General features: G+C 71.4%; 13 protein-coding genes. 8 read left to right on the top strand and 5 right to left on the bottom strand.

Annotated features, from left to right (window positions below):
- Positions 1 to 444: 444 nt before the first annotated feature.
- Positions 445 to 1,452: a LacI family DNA-binding transcriptional regulator gene (locus ACWCRJ_RS42930; RefSeq protein WP_450944420.1), complete on the bottom strand. Its 1,008-nt coding sequence runs from the start codon at positions 1,450 to 1,452 to the stop codon at positions 445 to 447.
- Positions 1,453 to 1,655: 203 nt separating this feature from the next.
- On the opposite strand from ACWCRJ_RS42930, the gene ACWCRJ_RS42925 reads away from it, so the two are divergent.
- The 3 genes from ACWCRJ_RS42925 to ACWCRJ_RS42915 are packed head-to-tail and all read left to right on the top strand — an operon-like array spanning position 1,656 to position 6,543.
- Entirely contained in the window at positions 1,656 to 3,131 is a 1,476-nt protein-coding gene (locus ACWCRJ_RS42925) for an MFS transporter (protein WP_450944419.1), read from the top strand.
- Positions 3,128 to 3,904 (top strand): alpha/beta hydrolase, encoded by a 777-nt coding sequence (locus tag ACWCRJ_RS42920; RefSeq protein ID WP_450944418.1) that lies wholly within the window; start codon positions 3,128 to 3,130, stop codon positions 3,902 to 3,904. The genes ACWCRJ_RS42925 and ACWCRJ_RS42920 overlap by 4 nt, the downstream gene beginning before the upstream one ends.
- Entirely contained in the window at positions 3,901 to 6,543 is a 2,643-nt protein-coding gene (locus tag ACWCRJ_RS42915) for a family 78 glycoside hydrolase catalytic domain (protein ID WP_450944417.1), read from the top strand. The genes ACWCRJ_RS42920 and ACWCRJ_RS42915 overlap by 4 nt, the downstream gene beginning before the upstream one ends.
- 169 nt (positions 6,544 to 6,712) lie before the next feature.
- Here the strand turns inward: ACWCRJ_RS42915 and ACWCRJ_RS42910 are convergent, their stop codons facing one another.
- On the bottom strand, positions 6,713 to 7,675 hold the full coding sequence (locus ACWCRJ_RS42910; RefSeq protein WP_450944416.1) for an alpha/beta hydrolase fold domain-containing protein: 963 nt from the start codon (positions 7,673 to 7,675) through the stop codon (positions 6,713 to 6,715).
- A gap of 299 nt (positions 7,676 to 7,974) precedes the next feature.
- On the bottom strand, positions 7,975 to 8,979 hold the full coding sequence (locus ACWCRJ_RS42905) for a LacI family DNA-binding transcriptional regulator (RefSeq protein WP_450944415.1): 1,005 nt from the start codon (positions 8,977 to 8,979) through the stop codon (positions 7,975 to 7,977).
- A gap of 380 nt (positions 8,980 to 9,359) precedes the next feature.
- Here ACWCRJ_RS42905 and ACWCRJ_RS42900 point away from each other — a divergent pair, with 380 nt between their 5' ends.
- Genes ACWCRJ_RS42900 through ACWCRJ_RS42885 form a run of 4 tightly spaced genes read left to right on the top strand, consistent with a single transcriptional unit; the run spans position 9,360 to position 14,463 of the window.
- The gene (locus ACWCRJ_RS42900; protein WP_450944414.1) at positions 9,360 to 10,922 is read left to right on the top strand and encodes an ABC transporter substrate-binding protein; all 1,563 of its coding nucleotides are present in this window, start codon (positions 9,360 to 9,362) and stop codon (positions 10,920 to 10,922) included.
- A 9-nt stretch (positions 10,923 to 10,931) separates the two neighbouring features.
- Entirely contained in the window at positions 10,932 to 11,873 is a 942-nt protein-coding gene (locus tag ACWCRJ_RS42895; RefSeq protein WP_450944413.1) for an ABC transporter permease, read from the top strand.
- Positions 11,870 to 13,630 (top strand): dipeptide/oligopeptide/nickel ABC transporter permease/ATP-binding protein, encoded by a 1,761-nt coding sequence (locus tag ACWCRJ_RS42890; RefSeq protein WP_450944412.1) that lies wholly within the window; start codon positions 11,870 to 11,872, stop codon positions 13,628 to 13,630. Before ACWCRJ_RS42895 ends, ACWCRJ_RS42890 begins: the two co-directional genes overlap by 4 nt.
- A complete protein-coding gene (locus tag ACWCRJ_RS42885) occupies positions 13,627 to 14,463 on the top strand; it encodes an ABC transporter ATP-binding protein (RefSeq protein WP_450944411.1) in 837 nt (278 codons plus the stop codon). Before ACWCRJ_RS42890 ends, ACWCRJ_RS42885 begins: the two co-directional genes overlap by 4 nt.
- Positions 14,464 to 14,485: 22 nt before the next feature.
- Here the strand turns inward: ACWCRJ_RS42885 and ACWCRJ_RS42880 are convergent, their stop codons facing one another.
- Both ACWCRJ_RS42880 and ACWCRJ_RS42875 read right to left on the bottom strand, forming a co-directional pair.
- Complete coding sequence (locus ACWCRJ_RS42880; protein WP_450944410.1) at positions 14,486 to 16,009, bottom strand: glycoside hydrolase family 43 protein; 1,524 nt, start codon at positions 16,007 to 16,009, stop codon at positions 14,486 to 14,488.
- Between the two features lie 97 nt (positions 16,010 to 16,106).
- A complete protein-coding gene (locus tag ACWCRJ_RS42875) occupies positions 16,107 to 17,156 on the bottom strand; it encodes a LacI family DNA-binding transcriptional regulator (protein WP_450944409.1) in 1,050 nt (349 codons plus the stop codon).
- A 192-nt stretch (positions 17,157 to 17,348) separates the two neighbouring features.
- Here ACWCRJ_RS42875 and ACWCRJ_RS42870 point away from each other — a divergent pair, with 192 nt between their 5' ends.
- The gene (locus ACWCRJ_RS42870; RefSeq protein ID WP_450944408.1) at positions 17,349 to 19,091 is read left to right on the top strand and encodes a cellulase family glycosylhydrolase; all 1,743 of its coding nucleotides are present in this window, start codon (positions 17,349 to 17,351) and stop codon (positions 19,089 to 19,091) included.
- Positions 19,092 to 19,139: the final 48 nt, after the last annotated feature.

The raw sequence follows: 19,139 nt of genomic DNA, 5'->3' as shown, positions 1-19,139 counted from the left end.
CGGCCGGGAAGGCCATCGCGCGGGGATGGAACCGTGGGGCGAGACGGTGGGGCTGATGTCCGCCCGCCGAGCGCGGCGGGCCTGCGGGAGGACGCGGGCGGGCGACGGGAGAACCGGGGCCGGGGCCCGGTGCGCGCGGTCGAACGGCCCGGGCGCGTGGGCTCGTTCCCGCCGGGCCGTGCGGCGCCGTACGTCTTTGGCCGAACGGCGCCCCGGCGTCCCGCCGTCCGAGCGGGGGTCGCGGGGCGGCTCGCACCGAAGGCGACGGGCGGAACCGTAACCGCACGCGCTGCTCTCCGTCCAGCCTCCGCACGGAACGCGACGATGCCCGAAGCCGGGGTGCGGCGCGCGACGGCCGTGCGGCGACCATGCGTCCGAGGGCGCGCCTCGCCGCGGGGTGGTGGGTCCGGTCCGTCCCGGTCCCGGCCTTCTGCCGGGGGCCGGTCAGGCCGAGTCCCGCACCTCGATCCGGAGCGGATCCTCCACGGAGCCGGCCGGAAGCTCCTTGTGGTCGAGCGCGTCGACGACGCGGCGGGCCAGGGCCCGCGCGAGGGTGTCGGTGTCGCGGGCGACCGTGGTGAGCGACGGTCGCAGCAGGGCCGAGCTGGGGATGTCGTCGACGCCGACCACGGCGAGGTCGTGCGGGGCGCGCAGTCCGAGGGACTGCAGGGCCAGCAGCACGGCCATGGCGATGTCGTCGTTGAACGCGCAGATGCCCGTCACCGGCGGGTCGGCCGCGAGCCATGTCTTCACCGCCTCCATGGCGCCGTTCAGCTCCAGCGGGACGGTGCGGACGTCGGGCTCGGGGAGGCCACGTTCGGCGCAGACGTTGCGGACGCCGTCCAGCCGCGGCCGGGCCAGGACGTCGAGGCGCGGCAGGTCCGGGTAGGCGTAACCGAGCCGATGGTGGGAGCCGGCGAGATGACGGGCCTGCAGCGCGCCGATCGGTTCCTCGGACACCAGCGCGGACCGAGGGTCTCCCGGCGTCGAGCCGTGCATCGTCATGACGACCTCGATGCCCGCCGTCCGCATGGCCTCGGCCTCGGCCTCGGGGAACTCGTTCAGGGCGAGGACGGCGGCGGGGGTCAGGGCCCGCCAGATCTCCCGCAGGGGCCGGGCGGGCTGCGCCGACGAGTGCACGAGGAAGGTGAACTCGTGTTCGGCGAAGGCGTTGGTCAGCTGCTGGATGAGCCGTCCGAGCACATGCTGGATCGGCCAGTCCGGCAGCACGCCGAGGACGATGTCGGAGCGTCCCGTACGCAGCGTGCGCGCTGCCGCCGAAGGCGCGTAACCGAGCCGGGCGGCGGCCTCCCACACCCGGTTGCGGGTCGCCTCGGCGATCTTCTGGTGCGGGGTGTCGTTGAGGACGTAGCTGACCGTCGCCCGCGACACTCCGGCCTCCCGGGCGACGTCCCCGCTGGTCACCCGTCTGCCTCTGGACGTCCCGGCCATGCATCCCCACCCTCCGACTGCTTCGGCAGACCTCTTGCCAAACCCCTCGATCGCGGGCTAGCTTACCCGCTCAGTCAACCTACACGTTTAAGTGGCGCGTTTAAGTAACACTGCGTAGCCGGACTCGGTGGCCCCTCTCGGCACCACCCCTCGGCGCCGCACTCCAGGTCCCCACCGTCCCCGGTACTCAGCGAAGAGGACCCATGCCTGGCCCGAGAAGCATCACGAGCAACCCCTGGAAGACCGCGACGCTCGCCGGCATGGCCTCCTACCTGGACGCCGCGGCCCTGGTGACGTCGGGCATCGCCATCGGCGGCTACTACGCCGCACCCCTGCGACTCGGCCCCGAGACCATCGGCACCCTGCTGGGACTGCAGACCCTGGCGTTCGCCGCCGGTGCCCTCTTCGGCGGCCGGCTGGGCGATCGCCTCGGGCGCCGGACGATCTTCACCGTCTCGCTCGTCCTGTACGCGGCGGGCGTCCTGCTGCTCCTCGTGGCCGCGAGCCCCGCGCTGCTCTTCGCGGGTGTCGTGACCACCGGCCTGGCCATCGGCGCGGACCTGCCCGTGTCGCTCGCCCTCGTCAACGAGGAGGCATCGCCCGGCAGGAAGGGCACGATGGTGGTGTTCTCCGGCATGCTCTGGCTCGCCGGCATCGTGGTCGTCCTGCTGCTCAGCTCCTTCATGGGGGCCCAGGGCATGCTCGGCGGCCGGATCCTCTTCGCCCACCTGCTGGTCGTGGCCGTCGTCGTCCTGCTCCTGCGCCTCACCCTCGGCGAGTCCGCCGAGTGGGCCGCCGCCCGCCGGGCCGCCGACGCACACGCCCGCCCCGACACCGCCGCCGGGACCGTCGAGTTCGGCCGCGTCCGGGACCTCTTCCGGCCACCGACCGTCCACGCCCTGCTCGCGACGGGCCTGTACTACGCCACCTGGAACCTCGGCGCGAACACGCTCGGCCAGTTCGGCACCTTCCTGTGGACCGCGCTGGCCGACGGGGAGGTCGCGGAGTACTCGCGACTGACCCTGCTCGGCCTTCCGGTGGGTTTCGTCGCCGGCCTGGTGTTCATGCGCGTCGTCGACCGGCCCGCCCGGCACGCCTGGTTCGGCGCGGGCACCGCCCTGATCGTCCTCGCCTGGGCACTGCCCGCCCTGCTCGGACCCGGCAGGTTCACCCTGGTTGCCGTCATGCTCCTCTCCGGGCTCGGCAACGCCTTCGCCGGCGAGTCCGTCTACAAGATCTGGTCCCAGGAACTCTTCCCCACCCTGCTGCGGGCCACCGCCACCGGCGTGACCATGGCCTTCACCCGAACCCTCGCCGGACTGGCCGCACTGGGCACCCCCGCCCTGGCCCTGGGCCACACCCGGCTGTTCTTCGGCCTGCTCCTCGGCGTCACCGTGGCCTCGGCGGTCATCGGTCTGGTCTGGGTGCCGCGCCTGCCCAGGGCTCCCCGGCCGGAGGAACCCGCCGACACTCCCCGACCGGGAGCGCGCACCGCCACTCCGCACGCCGAGAAGCGCGCCGTCGCCGGGCACCCCGAGACGCCGGCCGCCCCTGCGCGCCAAGAGACGCCGGCCACCGCTCCGCAGCGCGAGACGCCTGCAGCCGCTCCCCACCCCGAGGCGCGCCCCGACCTGAGCGGCGCCGCCACCCCCGACACGACCGAAAAGGCTCTCCGTTGATCCGCCACCACGACTTCCGGCACCACGACCTGACGCTGCGCTCGACGCTGCACATCCCCGACGGACCGGCGGACATGCGCCATCCGACCGTGGTGTTCGTCCACGGCTTCACCTCCAACCGCCTCGAACTGCCGAACTTCGTCGCCATGTCCCGGCTGTTGGCGGACCACGGCATCGCCTCGGTCCGCTTCGACCTCTCCGGACACGGCGAGAGCGACGGCGACTTCTTCGACGTGACCATCACCGGCGAGATCGCCGAGACCCGCGCGATCCTGAGCACGGTCCGCACCCTCGGCTTCGTCGACCCCGACCGCATCGGCCTGGTCGGCATGAGCATGGGGGGCGTCGTCGCCGGCATCACGGCCGCCGAGGAGACCGGGATCGGCGCGCTCTGCCTGTGGTCCCCGGCGGCCGTCGCCCCGTTCGAGATCGGCAAGGGCTGTCTCAAGGGCCGCCGACTCGCCTCGGAGATCGAGGAGAAGGGGTACTTCGACGCCGACGGGCACCGGATGAGCGCCGCCCTCGTCGAGGACATCGCCGGCCTCGACGTCTACGGACGGTCCGGGACGTACACCGGACCGGTCCACATCCTGCACGGCGACAAGGACGACATCGCCCCCCTGGAGTACGCACGCCGCTACCTGGACCACTACGACGGCAACGCGGAACTGGAGATCGTGGAAGGCGCGGACCACGCCTGGGGAACCGTCCCCCACCGCACCACGCTGCACGGGTCCACGCTGCGCTTCTTCCGGAGGCACCTCCAGCGATGAACACTTCGAGCCCCGCCCCGCGCCACCCGGCGGACACCACGACCTCAATCACCGGCCTGCGTACCGCCGACGACTCCGGTCTCGTCGCCACCCCGCACGCCATGCCCCGCCTGTCGTGGTCGCTGACCGGCACACGGCCGGGCATCCTCCAACACGCCTACGAGATCGAGGTGTCGGCGGACCCGTCGTTCGCCGACAGCACCTCCATCGGAGAAATCGCGTCGGACACGGTGACCGACCACCCGTGGCCGGCCCAACCGCTCAGCAGCCGCGAGACCCGGTACTGGCGGGTCCGGGTCCGCACCGATCTCGGATGGACGCCGTGGAGCGAGACCGCCCGGGTCGAGGGCGCGCTGCTCGACGACGTGGACTGGGCCGCCCGCCCCGTCCATCTGCCCAATGACCGGGGCCGTTCCTCCCCCGGCCCCGTGCCGTTGCTCCGCCGGGAGTTCCACCTCCCGGCGGAGCCGGTGTCGGCGCGCCTGTACGTCACCTCGCTCGGCGTGCACCGCACCACGCTCAACGGCCGCCCCGTCTCCGCAGACCTGCTGGAACCGGGCTGGACCAGCTACCCGAGCCGCCTGCTCTACGCCACCTACGACGTCACCGACCTGCTCCGCCCCGGCCCGAACGCCCTTGCCGCCGCCGTCGGCGACGGCTGGGTCCGCGGCCACCTCACCTGGCACAAGAACCGCGACGTGTACGGCGACACGACCGCACTGCTCGCCCAGCTCGAAGTCGGCCTCGCCGACGGGACCAGGGTCACCGTCATCACCGACGGCCGCTGGAAGGGCGGTTACGGCGACCTGCTGTCGGCGGACCTGTACGACGGCTGCTCACGTGACCTCCGCCAGGAGCCCCCCGGCTGGCAGTTGCCCGGCTTCGCCGACCGTGACTGGGAGCCCGTCGCCGTCCTCCCCCTGCCCAAGGGGCTGGCCCAGCGTGCCCACCCGCCCGTGCGCGTCGTCCAGGTCGTCCGACCCGAGCGGCGTGACCTCGCGGACGGCACGATCGCCGTCGACACGGGCGAGAACCTGACCGGCTGGCTCAGACTCCATGTCGACGGGCCGCCCGGAGCCACCGTCACCGTCCGGCACGCCGAAGTCCTCGACGGCGACGGCCGCCTGCTGACGAGCATCCTGCGGGGCGCCCGGGCCACCGACCATTACACCCTGGCCGGCGGCCCGGCCGAACTGTCACCGGAGTTCACCTTCCACGGCTTCCGGTACGCCGAGATCGACGCCTCCCCGGACGTGACCGTCCAGGCGATCGAGGCGGAGGTCGTCGCCGGCGACCTGCGCCGCATCGGCGGGTTCCGCTGCTCCGACGACCGTGTGAACACCCTCTACGCCAACGTCGTACGCTCCCAGCGCGGCAACTTCCTCGCCGTGCCCACGGACTGCCCGCAGCGCGACGAGCGGCTCGGCTGGACCGGCGACATCATGGCCTTCGCCCCCACGGCGTGCGCGACGTTCGACAGCGCCTCCTTCCTCGACAGCTGGCTCACCGACCTCCGCATCGAGCAACGGCCCGACGGCGCGGTCCCCATGGTGGTCCCCGACGTGCCGCTCGGCGAACTCCCGCCCGCCGAGCTGCCGTTCGCCGGCGCCGCCGCGGGGTGGGGCGACGCCGCCACGGTCGTACCGGCCGCCCTGTACGAGGCGTACGGCCGGCCCCACATGCTGGAACGGCACTACGCGGCGATGCGCGCGTGGGTCGATTTCACCGTCGCCCACCTGGACGAGGACGGCACCTGGAGCGGCAACGCGCAACTCGGTGACTGGCTCGACCCCGCCGCGCCGCCGGAGAACCCGGCGGCCGCCACCACCGACTCCGGCTATGTCGCCACCGCCTTCGTCGCGCACAGCGCCCGGCTGCTCGCCGACGCCGACCGTGCGCTGGGCCGCCCCGACGACGCCGCACTCCACGAGGACCTGCACCGGCGAACCGCCGAGGCCGCCTGGCGCAAGTGGGGCGACCACGCCCGCACCACCCAGACGGGCTGCGCCCTCGCTCTGGAGTTCGGCATCGCACCCGCCACCGAACGCGCCGAGGTCGGCGAGGCCCTCGCGGATCTGGTGCGGGCCAACGGAGGCCGTATCGCCACCGGCTTCCTGGGCACACCGTTCGTGCTGCCCGCCCTCAGCGGCACCGGCCACGTGGCCGAGGCGTACGAACTGCTGCTCAACCCCGAGTGCCCCGGCTGGCTGTACCAGGTCGCCCACGGCGCCACCACCATGTGGGAACGATGGGACGCCATACGCCCCGACGGCACCATCGACGTCGAGAACGCCGGCACCATGCTGTCCTTCAACCACTACGCCTACGGTGCCGTCGCCGCCTGGCTCTACCGGTCCGTCGCGGGTCTGCGGCCCACCTCCCCCGGGTACCGCACCCTCGACATCGCCCCACGCCCCGGCTCCACGCTCACCTCCGCCGAGGCCTCGGTCGACACCCCGTACGGCACCGCGTCCGTCGCCTGGTCGATCAACGGCGACGCGCTCACGGTGAAGGCCGTACTGCCGCCCGGCACCACCGGACGGTTCAGCGCGCCCGAGGGCTGGCACTGCGCGGAGACCGTCGACGCACTCACCTCCGGCAGCCACGTCATCTCCCTGCGTCCGCTCACCCGCGTCTGAACGCACACACCCCACCGGAGCCCGTCCCCACGGGCTCCCTCCTGCCCGGTCCCGTGGACCGGGCCCGCAGACGGCGGCCCGCCGCTCCCTGACACGCGGCGGGCCGCCTTCCGATGTTCCGACCGGCCGGCTTCACGTGCCCGTGGGCCGTGGACGGGGGGCAGTACGGCTAGCGCAGCGCGTCGGCGAAGAAGTCGAGCGACCGGGCGACCTCGGCGAGCGCCGGGGTCCGGTTGAGGTGGCCGTGCGGCATGCCTGCGGCCAGGTAGCTCCCGACCTCGACCTCGGACGCGGTCAGCTGCCGGGCCAGGAGTTCGGCCGAGGGGCGCAGGTCGTCGTATTCGGAGACCAGCAGGCGCACGGGAGGCAGGCCCCGCAACGGAGCCGCGCCCGGCAGCGCGTCGCGCGGGAGGTCGGTGAGCCGGCCGACGTAGTTCTCCACCATGAACTCGACGTCCGCCGTGGTGAACCGCATCGTCGGGGGCAGGGCCGCCATCTCGGCAGCCGTCGTGCTGTCCAGGGCCGGAACGGGGAAGTGCGCGAACGGGTAGGCCAGCAGGAGGAGATCGGCCGGTCGCAGAGCCGCGTCCCGATCCGGTTCCCGCTCCCGGTCCCGCTCCCGCCGGTCCCGGTCGCGCAACGCCGTGGCGAGTGCCAGGGCCGCGCCCGCACTCGCCCCGCCGAGGGCCATGACCTCGGCGTCGGGGGCCAGTTCGGTCCTGAGCCAGTTCCACGCGGCGCACACGTCGTCCAGCGGGACCGGGTAGCGAACGCCGCCGACCGCCAGGCGGTAGTCGACGGAGACCACCACGGCCCCCGCTCGCGCCGCCAGTTCGGCCGCGACGACATGCGCCTCGGGCATGTCGAGGTCACCGCCCAGGAAACCGCCGCCGTGCGCCCACAGAACGGCTGTGGAGGCGGGGCGTGCGGGAGCGTACGTCCGTACCGGCACGGGGCCGTGGGGGCCGGCTGTCTCGCGGTCCTCGACCACGACACCGTGGGGCCGGGTCCATTCGGAGGGGTCCCGTATGAACTCGGCGAACCGTGCTCGTGCGTCCGGGTCGGCGAGGTCGGGGAACGTGATGCCGGCGAGGAGGTGCAGCCTCTCCGCGAGATAGGGATCGAGGGGCATGGTGACCGCCTTCCGTGACGTAGGGACAGGGGACAGCGGACGCACCCGTACGGGCACGGGCACGTCGAAACGACTACGGCGGGAGCCGACGGGCGCGGCCGGTGCGACGACGTGCAGCGGCCGGCGTCTCCCAGAAGGGCTCGGGGGGGGCGGATCGGGGCGGACGGCTCAGGCGGGGACGACCCTGAACAGCGACCGCCGCATGACCACGCCCCGGCCAGGACAGCTCGACCGCGACCGACGGCTCAGTCCTCATGCCGGCTCACCCCCACCGCAGCCCGGACCACGACGACCGGCCCTCACGCCGAGTCGCGGACCTCCAGCCGGATGTTCGGCTCCACCGGACTGGCGGGAGCCGGTGCGCCGTCGAGCGCGGCCCGGACCGAGTTCGCGTACAGCTCGGCGATCCCGGGGAGGTCCTGGACGACGCTGGTCAGCGGTGGCCAGGACACCGCCGCAGCCGGGGTGTTGTCGACACCGATCACCGCCATGTCCCGGGGGGCTTCGAGGCCGAGGTGCCGCAGCCCGGCCAGCACGCTCATGGCCACCTCGTCGTTGAACGCGCAGATGCCGGTCACCTGAGGGTCGGCGGCGAGCCAGGAGCGGACCGCGTCGGTGGCGGCGCCCGGCGACAGCGGGACGGTCCGGACGTCGGGGGCGGGCAGTCCCAGTTCGGCGCAGACCCTGCGGACCCCCTCCAGGCGCGGCCGGGCGAAGACGGCGACCCGCTCGTCGTCGGGGTAGGCGTATCCCAGTCGGCGGTGGGACGCGGCCGCCAGATGACGGGCCTGTGCCGCGCCGATCGCGTTCGCGTTCGTGATGCCTTCCTCGGAGCCGATCCCCTCGTCCTCGTACAGGGCGGCGATCACCTCGATGCCCGCCGCCCGCATCGCCACCGCATCGGCTTCGGAGAAGGGCTCGAAGGAGAGCACCGCGGCCGGAGTGAGGGCCTTCCAGATCTCGCCCAGCGAGCGGGCGCCCCGGATGCCGGAGTGGGCGACGAAGGTCAGATTCCTCTTCGCGAACGCAAGCGTGAGCTGCTGGATGAGCAGGCCCGTCGCATAGCCGAGCGGCCAGTCGGGCAGCAGACCGAGGACCACGTCGGAGCGGCCGTAGCGGAGGGTCCGCGCGGCGGCCGACGGCGCGTAGCCGAGCCGCTCGGCCGCCGCCAGCACGCGTTGACGGGTCGCGTCGGTGATCTTCTGATGTGCCGTGTTGTTGAGGACGAAGCTCACCGTCGCCCGTGACACACCCGCCTCGCGGGCCACATCCGCACTCGTCACTCTCCCGCTTCGCGAAGCCATAGACGACCACCTTCCACGAACCTCTTGCGCGACGCAGGAGACACGGTTAGTTTACGGACACGCACTTTAACGTGTTAGCGACACGTTAAAGCAACTGCAAGTAGCCATGATGCGAGGTTGCGCGATGGGATGCCCTGTCGACTCATCCGATCGCCGACATTGAAGCAGACGGTCCGCGGCACCCACGAGACGGAGTGATCCTCCGGGTACCTCGCAGTGGGCCCGATTCGTTCGCGCATCGCCAACGGCCCCCGCTCCGGCGGCTTCTGGCCACCGCGCCGCACCTCGACACTCGCGCATCCGGCCACCGGGCGGTCCGCCCCGGTGGCCCTCCTCGGCAACCTCATCATCGGATCCGCCCCGTCCTTCGGAGACCCTCAATGAAGAGAAGAACCGCACTCCAGGCCTCCATCGGCGTGGTGGTCACCCTCACGCTCGCCGCCTGCGGCGGCGGACAGAGCGGCACCGGCACCGGCACCGGCGCCGGCCCGGTGGACCTCACCATCGCCCTGTCCTCCGCGCCCAACAGCCTCGACCCCTCCCAGGTCGCCGTCGGGCCCTTCCTCAACTACATGGACCCCGCCTACGCGACCCTGCTGACCCGCAAGGCCGACGGCACCCTCGGCGCCGGTCTGGCCGACAAGTGGGGCTACGTCGGCAAGAAGAACACCAAGTTCGAGCTGCGCCTGCGCAAGGGTGCCAAGTTCGCCGACGGGGCCCCGGTCACCGCCACCGACGTCGTCAACTCCTTCAAGTACTTCCAGAAGGGCAGCGGCCCCGCCGCCGCCTGGTTCCGGCCCCTGACGTTCGCCACGTCCGGCACCTCGACCGTGGTGATCACCAGCCCGACGCCCAACCCGGACATGGGCACCCTGTTCACGCCCCCGTACATGGGCGGCGCCATCATCAGCCCGGCCGGGCTCAAGACACCGAAGAAGCTGGCCTCCTCGACCTTCGGCGCCGGGCCGTACGTGTACAGCGCCCAGCAGTCGGTATCCGGCGACCACTACGTCTATGTGCCGAACAAGAACTTCTACGACCAGTCCGCGATCCACTTCAAGAAGATCACCGTCCGGGTGATGCCGAACGTCAACTCCCAGGTACAGGCCCTGAAGTCCGGGCAGATCGACCTCATGTACGGCACGCCGGACGTGGCGCCGACCGTCAAGGGCGACAAGGCGATCACCACGCTCCAGAAGCCCACCACCTGGGCGGGCCTGTTCCTCCTGGACCGTGAGGGCACCGTCGTCAAGGGACTCGGCGACGTACGGGTGCGCCAGGCGCTGAACTTCGCCGTCGACCGGGCCGCGATCACCAAGGCGGTCTACGGGGACTACGGCACTCCGGTCTCCCAGCCGCAGATGCCCGGCTACGACGGCTACAGCCCCGAGGCCGCGAAGATGTACCCCTACGACCCGGCCAGGGCCAAGAAGCTGCTCAAGGCGGCGGGCTACGGGAACGGCCTGACCATCCCGGTGAACTACGGCTCGTTCGACCCCTCCACGACCAAGATGGTCCAGGCCGTGCAGGACCAGCTCGCCAAGGTGGGCGTCAAGCTGAAGCTGCGGGCCGCCACCAACTTCGGCGGCTGGATCAACGACCTGCTGACGAAGAAGTACGCGGCCACCGTGCTCTCGCCCGGCACGGGCGGCGAGGCCAACTTCTACGCACAGCAGCCGCCCTTCGGCAAGACGGGCATCATGAACGTCTTCGGGGCGGACGACCCGGACGTCGACGCCGCGTACGCACGGCTCGCCGCGGCGGACCCGAAGTCCAGCGCGGAGGCGTCCGTGGACCTCACCGACGTGATCGTGCGCAAGGCACTCGCCCTGCCGGTGTCCGGCACCGACACGATCGCCATGTACAACGACAAGCTGCGCGGGGTGAAGTTCCCCGACGGCGGCGCCCAGTTGACCTCCAACACCCTGTGGACCACCCGCTGACGAGGGCCGATGTTTCCCATCATTCTCCGCAGGCTGGCACTGTCCATCCCGCTCCTCGTGATCGTCTCGGCGATCACCTTCCTCCTGGAGTCGTTCGTGCCGGGAGACCCGGCACGAACGGTGCTGGGAATCAACGCGCCGCAGGAGCAGTACGACGCCCTGCGGGCCGCGATGCACCTCGACCAGCCGGTCGTCGTGCAGTACTGGCTGTACCTCCGCGACGTCCTGCGCGGTGACCTCGGTACCTCACTGTTCTCCGGCGAGTCCGTGCTGGGGCTGATCGGGCAACGGCTGCCGGTCACCCTGGCGCTGGTGATCGGGGGCACGGTGCTCGCGACCCTGATCGGGGTCGTGCTGGGGGTCTACAGCGCGACGCGCGACCGGGTCAGCCGGCGACTCTTCGACATCGTGTCGCTGCTCGGCAGCGCGGTCCCCAACTTCTGGATCGCACTGGTGCTGGTCGCCGTGTTCGCCGTGAAGTTCGCCCTCTTCCCCGCCACCGGGTACACCCCGTTCACCGAGTCGCCGGGACAGTGGGCGGCCGGACTGGTGCTGCCCGTGATCTCCCTGTCGATCGGTGGAGTCGCCTTCATCTCCAAGGTCACCCGCGACGCGATGCTCTCCACCCTCGGCCTCGACCACATCAGAACGCTGCGGGCCTCCGGCATCCGGCCCGCGTCGATCATCTGGAAGCACGCCCTGCGGGGCTGCGGACTGCCGGTGGTGACCACGATCGGCCTGATGATGATCACTTTCATCCCCGGCACCATCCTCATCGAGAACGTCTTCACCCTGCCCGGCCTCGGCACCACCGTCGTGGACGCGACCAACCAGCACGATCTGCCGGTCGTGCAGGGCCTGACCATCACCTTCACGGTCATGGTCATCGTGGTGAACCTTCTCGTGGACGTCCTCTACAGCCTCCTCAACCCGAAGGTACGTACGGAATGACCACTGTCGAGGCGCCTGTCAAGGCGCGATCGCGACCGAGGTTCAACCCCTTCGCCGGGATATGGCGCCGTCCCGTCGCCGCCGCGTCGCTCGTCGTGGTCGTCGGGATCACCGTCGCCGTGATCCTCGCCCCGCTCCTGGCACCGCATCCACCACTGGCGCAGGACCTGCTCCACACCCTGTCCGGCCCCTCGGCGAACCATCCGCTGGGCACCGACGTCCTCGGCCGCGACGTACTGAGCCGGCTGCTGTACGGCGGACGTCCCACCCTGATCGGGGTGGCCATGGCGGTACTCGTGTACGCCTTCGTCGGCATGTCCCTGGGCGTCCTGGCCGGGTATCTGCGCGGCTGGACCGACCGGGTCATCGTCGCCGTGCTGGACGTCATGCTCTCGGTCCCCGCGGTCATCATCACGCTCGCCGTCCTCGCGATCTTCTACCAGAGCAACGTCGCCGCCATGCTCACGCTCGGCTTCTTCGCCTCCGCGGGCCTCGCCCGGATCATCCGCAGCTCGTGCCTGGCACTGCGCGAGGAACTGTTCGTGGACGCGGCCCGGGTCTCCGGGCTGGGCCCGGCCCGGATCATGGCGCGGCACATCCTCCCCCGCCTGACGGGTCAGTTGCTGGTCCCGGTCTTCCTCTTCTCCGGCAACGCCCTCGCCATCCAGACCGGCCTCGGCTTCCTCGGCCTGGCCACTCCGGCGCCCGCCCCCAGCTGGGGCGGCATGGTCGGGGAGGCCGCGCAGATCATGCAGCAGGACCCCTATCTGCTGTTCGTCTCCGGTGGCGTGATCGGCCTCATGTCCCTGTCCTTCGGACTCGTCGGGGACGGCCTGCGGGACCTCGAACAGGACCGGCGCCAGGCTACCGGCGGCCGGGCGCGCAGGCCGGTTCCCGCGGCGGCTCCGCGGGAGAGCGACCAGCCGTCGGCCGCACCGCCGGACGGGGCGATCCTCGCCGTGCGGGACTACTCGATCGCCTTCGCCACCGCGCAGGGGCCCCGCACGGTCGTCGACTCCATCGGCTTCACGGTCCGCCCCGGAGAGATCTTCGGTCTCGTGGGCGAGTCCGGCAGCGGCAAGACGGTGACGGGCCTGTCCCTGCTCGGACTCCTCCCTCCCAACGGGGCGGTGACCAGCGGCACCGCGTGGCTGGCCGGCACCCCCGTCAGCGGCCTGCCGGAGCGGAAGCTGCGGCGCTTCCGTGGTCGTGAGATCGCGCTCGTGTCCCAGGAGCCCATGGTGGCGCTCGACCCGTACTTCACCATCGGGAGCCAGCTCGCCGAGGTCGTCCGGCGCACCAGCGAGGTGCCGGGCGGCAAGGACGGCGTACGACAGCGGATCCGTGAGCTGCTGACCAGTGTGCAGCTGCGCGACCCGGACGACGTCACGCGTCGTTACCCGCACGAACTGTCCGGCGGCATGCTCCAGCGTGTGGTCATCGCCATGGCGCTGGCCGGGTCGCCGAAGGTGCTGATCGCCGACGAACCCACCACGGCCCTGGACGTGACCGTGCAGGCCGGCATCCTCGACCTGCTGCGCTCCCTGCGCGACGAGCACGGCATGGCGATCGTCCTCATCACCCACGACCTGGGGGTGGTGGCCGACTGCTGCGATCGCGCGATCGTGATGGAGCGGGGCCGGATCGTGGAGGAGGGCGCGGTCGAGGACATCTTCTACCGGCCCGGGCACCCGTACACGAAGAAGCTCATCGAGAGCACCCCCAGCATCGCTCGTACCGAGGGCAGGACCGCGTGATGGCAACACCCGTACTCCAGATCGACCGCCTCGCGGTCCGCTATCCCGGGCGGGGCTTCCGCAAGCCCCCGACCACCGTCATCGAGGAGGTGTCGTTCGAGGTCGGGCACGCCGAGACGGTCGCGCTCGTGGGCGAGTCCGGCTCGGGCAAGACCACCATCGGCCGGGCGGTCCTCGGGCTCACCCCGGTCAGCGGCGGGCGTGTCCTGCTCGACGGGCGGGACATCACCCGGCTCGCCGGCCGCGCCCGCCGCCTGCTCGCCCCCGACCTCCAGGCGATCTTCCAGAACCCCTACGGCTCGCTCAACCCCGCGCTGCCGGTGGGCCGGACGCTGGCCGAGCCCCTGCTCGCCGGTTCGTCGCGCTCACCCGGCGAGGTCCGCGCCGACATCGCCGCGCTGCTCCGCCGCGTCGGTCTGCCGGAGGACGCGGCTGACAGGTATCCGGCCCAGTTCAGCGGGGGCCAGCGCCAGCGCATCGCCATCGCCCGGGCGGTCGCCCGCAGACCGAGGCTCATCATCTGCGACGAGCCGACCAGCGCCCTCGACGTCACCACCCAGGCGGCCGCCCTGAGCCTCCTCTCCGAACTCCAGGACACCCTCGGGTGCGCCTATCTGTTCATCACCCACGACCTCGCCGTCGTCAAGGAGTTCGCGGCCCGCACCCTGGTCCTGCAGCACGGACGCATCGTGGAGGAGGGAGCCAGCGTCGACGTGTGCGACCGGCCCCGGCACGCGTACACCCGACGGCTGGTGGCGGCCGCCCCCGTCCCCGACCCCGACCTCCAACGCGTCCGGCGGCAGCGGCGGTTGGAGGTGTCGGCGACGGCGTGAGCGCCGGTCCGTGCCCGGTGTCTCAGTCGTCCAGCGGCTCGTGGTCGAACCAGTCGAAGTGCACCGTGCCGGCGGTGGCGAACAGGCCGATGACCCGGCCCGTAAAGCCGCCGGCCACCTCCGTGGACAGGTAACGGCCGTCCAGCGAGGCCAGTTCGACGAAGGTGCCGTCCCGCTCCTCGAACCCGAGCGAGACGAAGTCGGGTCCGGTGCGCGCGTCGTTCATGGTCCGCACCGGGATGGTCTCCACACGGAGCACCACAGGTCCCGGGGGCACCGGCCGGGACGCCACCACCGTGTGCAGCGGGCCGATGCGGGCCCGGACCCGGACCTGCCCGGACGCGACCTCGACGGAGTAGTGGTGGCTCTCGTCGAGACGCACGGCCAGACCGCCGCCCTGCCCCTGCGCGACATCGGCCGAGGTGCGCACGCGGCATGCCCGGTGCTGCTGACGTCGGCCCACGAACGTCACCTCGGCGTCGTCGAGGGACGTGCCCCGGGCGCGCAGGGTCAGCCGGCCGGGCCGTTCCTTCGTGGTGCACTCCTCCGAGGAACGCCGGCGCAACGAGATCCATTGCGGAGCCAGTTCGGTGACGTCGAAGTCGTCCCGGCGCTCCGGTGCGACAGCGGGTGGATCGAGGGGCCAGGGCGGTGCGGGCATGTCGGTCGACAGTTCGCCGACGACGGGCCAGCCGTCGACCCACTCGACCGGCGCCAGGTAGGTCTCCCGGCCGAGCACGTGCCAGCCGGGGGTGCCGCCGCCCGGCCGTACCCCGAGCAGCACCATCCACCAGGAGTTGTCGGGTCCCTGCACCAGGTCGGCGTGGCCGGTGTTCTGGATGGGGTGGTCGGTGCCGCGGTGGGTCAGGATCGGATTGTCGGGGCAGGGTTCGAACGGGCCGGTGGGTGCGGTGCCGCGGGCGATCGAGACGCCGTGGCCCCGCTCGGTGCCGCCTTCGGCGATGAGCAGGTACCAGTACTCGCCGATGCGGTACAGGTGGGGTGCTTCGGGGGCCTTGGCGCCGGGAGCGCCGGACCACAGCTGCCGGCGCTCGCCGAATGTCTGGCCGGTATGGGGGTCTAGGCGGATCTGTCCTACTCCGGCGGTGGTGCACCAGCAGGTGCCGTCCTCGTCCCAGGCGATGTCCGGGTCGATGCCGTGCACTCCGGGCAGCCGGATCGGGTCGGACCAGGGGCCGGCCGGGTCGGTGGCCGTGAACAGCAGGTTGCCGTCGGCGCTGACGTTGGTGACGATCAGCCAGAACCGGCCGTCGTGGTGGCGCAGCGTGGGGGCGTAGATCCCCCCGGAGGAGGCGGCGTCCGGTGGCAGACGCAGTTGGCTCGGCCGGTCGAGCGCGTTGCCGATCTGGGTCCAGTGCACGAGGTCGCGGCTGTGGAAGAGGGGGATGCCGGGGAAGTACTCGAAGCTGGAGCAGGCGAGGTAGTAGTCGTCACCCGCCCGGCAGATGGACGGGTCGGGGTAGAAGCCGGGGATCACCGGATTGCTGATGGTGGTTCCCGTCTCGGACGCGCTCGTCACCCTCATCGGATCCTTTCGCCGTTTCGAAAGTTTCTCTCGCAATGACAGATACTTTCTCGATCAGGCTAGGCGGGGACCTTCCGACGGTCAATGAGCCCTTGCGTCAGTTCTTGGGGGGAGCCGTGCTGGCGCGGACCGTCAGGGTCGTCGCGATCTCCAGGCCGGCCTGGGGCGCGGGCTCGCCCCGGCCGAGGGTGAGCGCCAGTTCGGTCGCGGCCACGGCCATCTCGGTCAGGGGCTGGTGAACGGTGGTCAGGGGCGGGTCCACCCAGGCCACGACCGGAAGGTCGTCGAAACCGACGACGCTCAGGTCGTCGGGAATCCGCAGGCCGGCCTCCCGGGCGGCCTGGTAGACGCCGAGCGCCTGGAGGTCGTTGGAGGCGAAGACCGCGGTCGGGCGCTCCGGCAGTTCCAGCAGGGTCCGTGCCGCCTCGTAGCCGTCCGCGCTGGTGAGCGGCGCGTACACGATGAGTTCCGGCTCGACCGGCAGGCCGGCGGACCCCATCGCCGAGCGGTATCCGTCCAGACGGGCGCTGCAGTACAACTGGTCCCGCGGGCCGCTGATCATGGCGATGCGGCGGTGTCCGAGCTGGGTGAGGTGGCGGGTGGCGGCCCGGCCGCCGGACCAGTTGGTGGCTCCCACGAACGGGACGTCGTCCGGCAGTTCGGTCGCCGGGTCGACGACGACGAACGGGATGCCCTTCGCCCTCAGCTGCTCCCGCTCGGCCTCGGAGAGCTGGGCCACCGACAGCACGCAGTTCGGCCGCCGGGAGACGGTGTCGTCCCAGGTGACCGGGTCCGTGTCGTGCAGTCCGAACTCGGACACCATGACGCCCACACGGTGTTGGCGAGCCACCCGCTCCACACCCCGGATGATCTCCACGGCCCACATGTGCTTCATCTCGCGGAAGACCAGCTCCACCACGTTGTTGCGGTTTGCGCCGGTCGGCTTGCGGTAGCCGTACCGGTTGACCAGTTCCTCGACGCGGGCCCGGGTGTCGGCGGAGACACCGGACTTGCCGTTGATCACCTTGGAGACGGTGGGCACCGAGACCCCCGCCGACTCGGCGATGAACGCGATCGTGACCGGCCGGGACGTGTCGCCCGGCGTGTCGTTCCTGTCCGCCGGCCCGTCAGCCGCGTCGTCCGCCAAGGCAGTCCGCCCCTCTCGTGGATGTGCGTGTCCATTCTGGCACTTCGTTACCGCCGCACCTGTGGCCTCTGGCACCTCCTCATGTTAATTTCTCCGCCACACAAAGAGAAACTTTCCTTACCTGAGTTGTATCTCTGTCGACCTCCGGTCGATACCACGCGTCGCACACCCCCCGACTCGAAGGTGCACGTGATGACGAGAAGACTCGCAAGGTTTCTGCCCCGGCGACGCCGGCCGTCGTACCCCCCACGGAGACTGACGGCACTCGTCCTGGCGCTCGTCCTCCTCCCCCTCCTCCCCGCCACCGCGCGGGCCGCCGAACCGCCCGTGCCCCCGGCCGGTTCCCCGGCCGCCCGCAGCGCGGTCGCGGCCATGCAGCCCGGATGGAACCTGGGCAACACCTACGACGCCATCCCCGACGAGACGTCCTGGGGCAACCCGCCGGTGACCCGGGCCCTCTTCCAGAAGGTCAGGTCACAGGGCTTCAAGAGCATTCGGCTACCCGTCACCTGGGGCATCCACCAGGGCGCCGCCCCGAACCACACGATCGACCCGGCGTGGATGGCGAAGGTGCGCCAGGTCGTCGACCTGGCACTGGACGAGGGCCTGTACGTCCTGCTGAACATGCACCACGACTCCTGGATGTGGGTCAACACCCTCTCCACCGACCACGACGCCGTCCTCGCCCGCTACCGCGCCACCTGGACCCAGATCGCGGCGGAGTTCCGGGACAGATCGCCCAGGCTGGCGCTGGAGAGCATCAACGAGCCCACCTTCTCCGGCACCTCCGGCGACGAGGAGAACTACCGGCTGCTCGCCGAACTGAACAAGGTCTTCCACCGGATCGTCCGGGAGTCGGGCGGTGGCAACGCCGACCGCCTGCTCGTGCTGCCCACCCTGTACACCAACGCCGACCAGGGCCGCCTGGACGCGCTGGCCACGGAACTCGCGGACCTGCGCGACCCGATGGTGGCCACGACGGTCCACTTCTACGGCTGGTGGCCCTTCAGCGTGAACATCGCCGGATACACCCGGTTCGACGCCACCTCGGAGCAGGACCTGACCGCCACCTTCGACCGCGTGTACGACACCTTCACCGCGCGCGGCATCCCCGTCGTCATCGGCGAGTACGCGCTGCTGGCCTACGACCACAACCGCCCCGGCATCATCCAGCGGGGAGAGCAGCGCAAGTACTTCGAGTTCCTGGGCGACTACGCCCGCCGACGCCAGCTCACCACTATGCTGTGGGACGCCGGTCAGTTCCTGAACCGCTCCACGCTGCAGTGGCGCGACCCGGAGCTGTTCGGCCAGATCAGGTCGAGCTGGACAACCCGTTCCGGGACCGCCTCCAGCGACCTGGTGTTCCTCCCGAAGTCGGGCGTCCTCACCGCCCAGGACCTCACCCTGAACCCGAACGGCACCGACTTCCAGGGACTGCGGCACGGCTCCCGCAACCTCGTCCATGGCAGGGACTACACCGTCAGCGGCAACCGGCTCACGCTCACGGCGACCGCGCTGACCGAACTGGCCGGCGACCGGGCGTACGGGGTGAACGCGACCCTGGAGGCCAGGTTCTCCCGCGGTGTGCCGTGGCGGATCGATCTGATCAGCTACGACAGCCCGGTCCTGTCGAACGCCTCGGGCGGCACCGGCGGTCTGTCCGTCCCGACCCGGTTCCGGGGCGACCGGCTCGCCACCATGGAGGCCAGGTACGACGACGGGAGCAACGCGGGTCCGGCGAGCTGGACCTCGTTCCAGCAGTGGGACACCGCGTTCTCGGCGTACACGGACGACTCCATCAAGCTGACCGCCGAGTTCCTCGCCTCGCTGAGGGACGGCTCCCGGGTGACGCTCACCTTCCATTTCTGGAGCGGCACCAAGGTGACGTACCACGTCACCAGGTCGGGCGGCACCGTGACCGGTTCGCCCGCCTGACGCCCGCCGTCGCGCGGCCGGGGCGCCGGCCGCGCCACCCCCCCACGG

The organism is Streptomyces sp. NPDC002324, assembly GCF_053593335.1.
This window is presented reverse-complemented; position numbering and strand designations above follow the sequence as displayed.

Bases quoted from the DNA above. Each gene is read 5' to 3' on its own strand.
- ACWCRJ_RS42930 (WP_450944420.1), bottom strand. From the start codon at position 1,452: ATGGCCGGGACGTCCAGAGGCAGACGGGTGACCAGCGGGGACGTCGCC.
- ACWCRJ_RS42925 (WP_450944419.1), top strand. From the start codon at position 1,656: ATGCCTGGCCCGAGAAGCATCACGAGCAACCCCTGGAAGACCGCGACG.
- ACWCRJ_RS42915 (WP_450944417.1), top strand. From the start codon at position 3,901: ATGAACACTTCGAGCCCCGCCCCGCGCCACCCGGCGGACACCACGACC.
- ACWCRJ_RS42910 (WP_450944416.1), bottom strand. From the start codon at position 7,675: ATGCCCCTCGATCCCTATCTCGCGGAGAGGCTGCACCTCCTCGCCGGC.
- ACWCRJ_RS42905 (WP_450944415.1), bottom strand. From the start codon at position 8,979: ATGGCTTCGCGAAGCGGGAGAGTGACGAGTGCGGATGTGGCCCGCGAG.
- ACWCRJ_RS42900 (WP_450944414.1), top strand. From the start codon at position 9,360: ATGAAGAGAAGAACCGCACTCCAGGCCTCCATCGGCGTGGTGGTCACC.
- ACWCRJ_RS42895 (WP_450944413.1), top strand. From the start codon at position 10,932: ATGTTTCCCATCATTCTCCGCAGGCTGGCACTGTCCATCCCGCTCCTC.
- ACWCRJ_RS42890 (WP_450944412.1), top strand. From the start codon at position 11,870: ATGACCACTGTCGAGGCGCCTGTCAAGGCGCGATCGCGACCGAGGTTC.
- ACWCRJ_RS42880 (WP_450944410.1), bottom strand. From the start codon at position 16,009: ATGAGGGTGACGAGCGCGTCCGAGACGGGAACCACCATCAGCAATCCG.
- ACWCRJ_RS42870 (WP_450944408.1), top strand. From the start codon at position 17,349: ATGACGAGAAGACTCGCAAGGTTTCTGCCCCGGCGACGCCGGCCGTCG.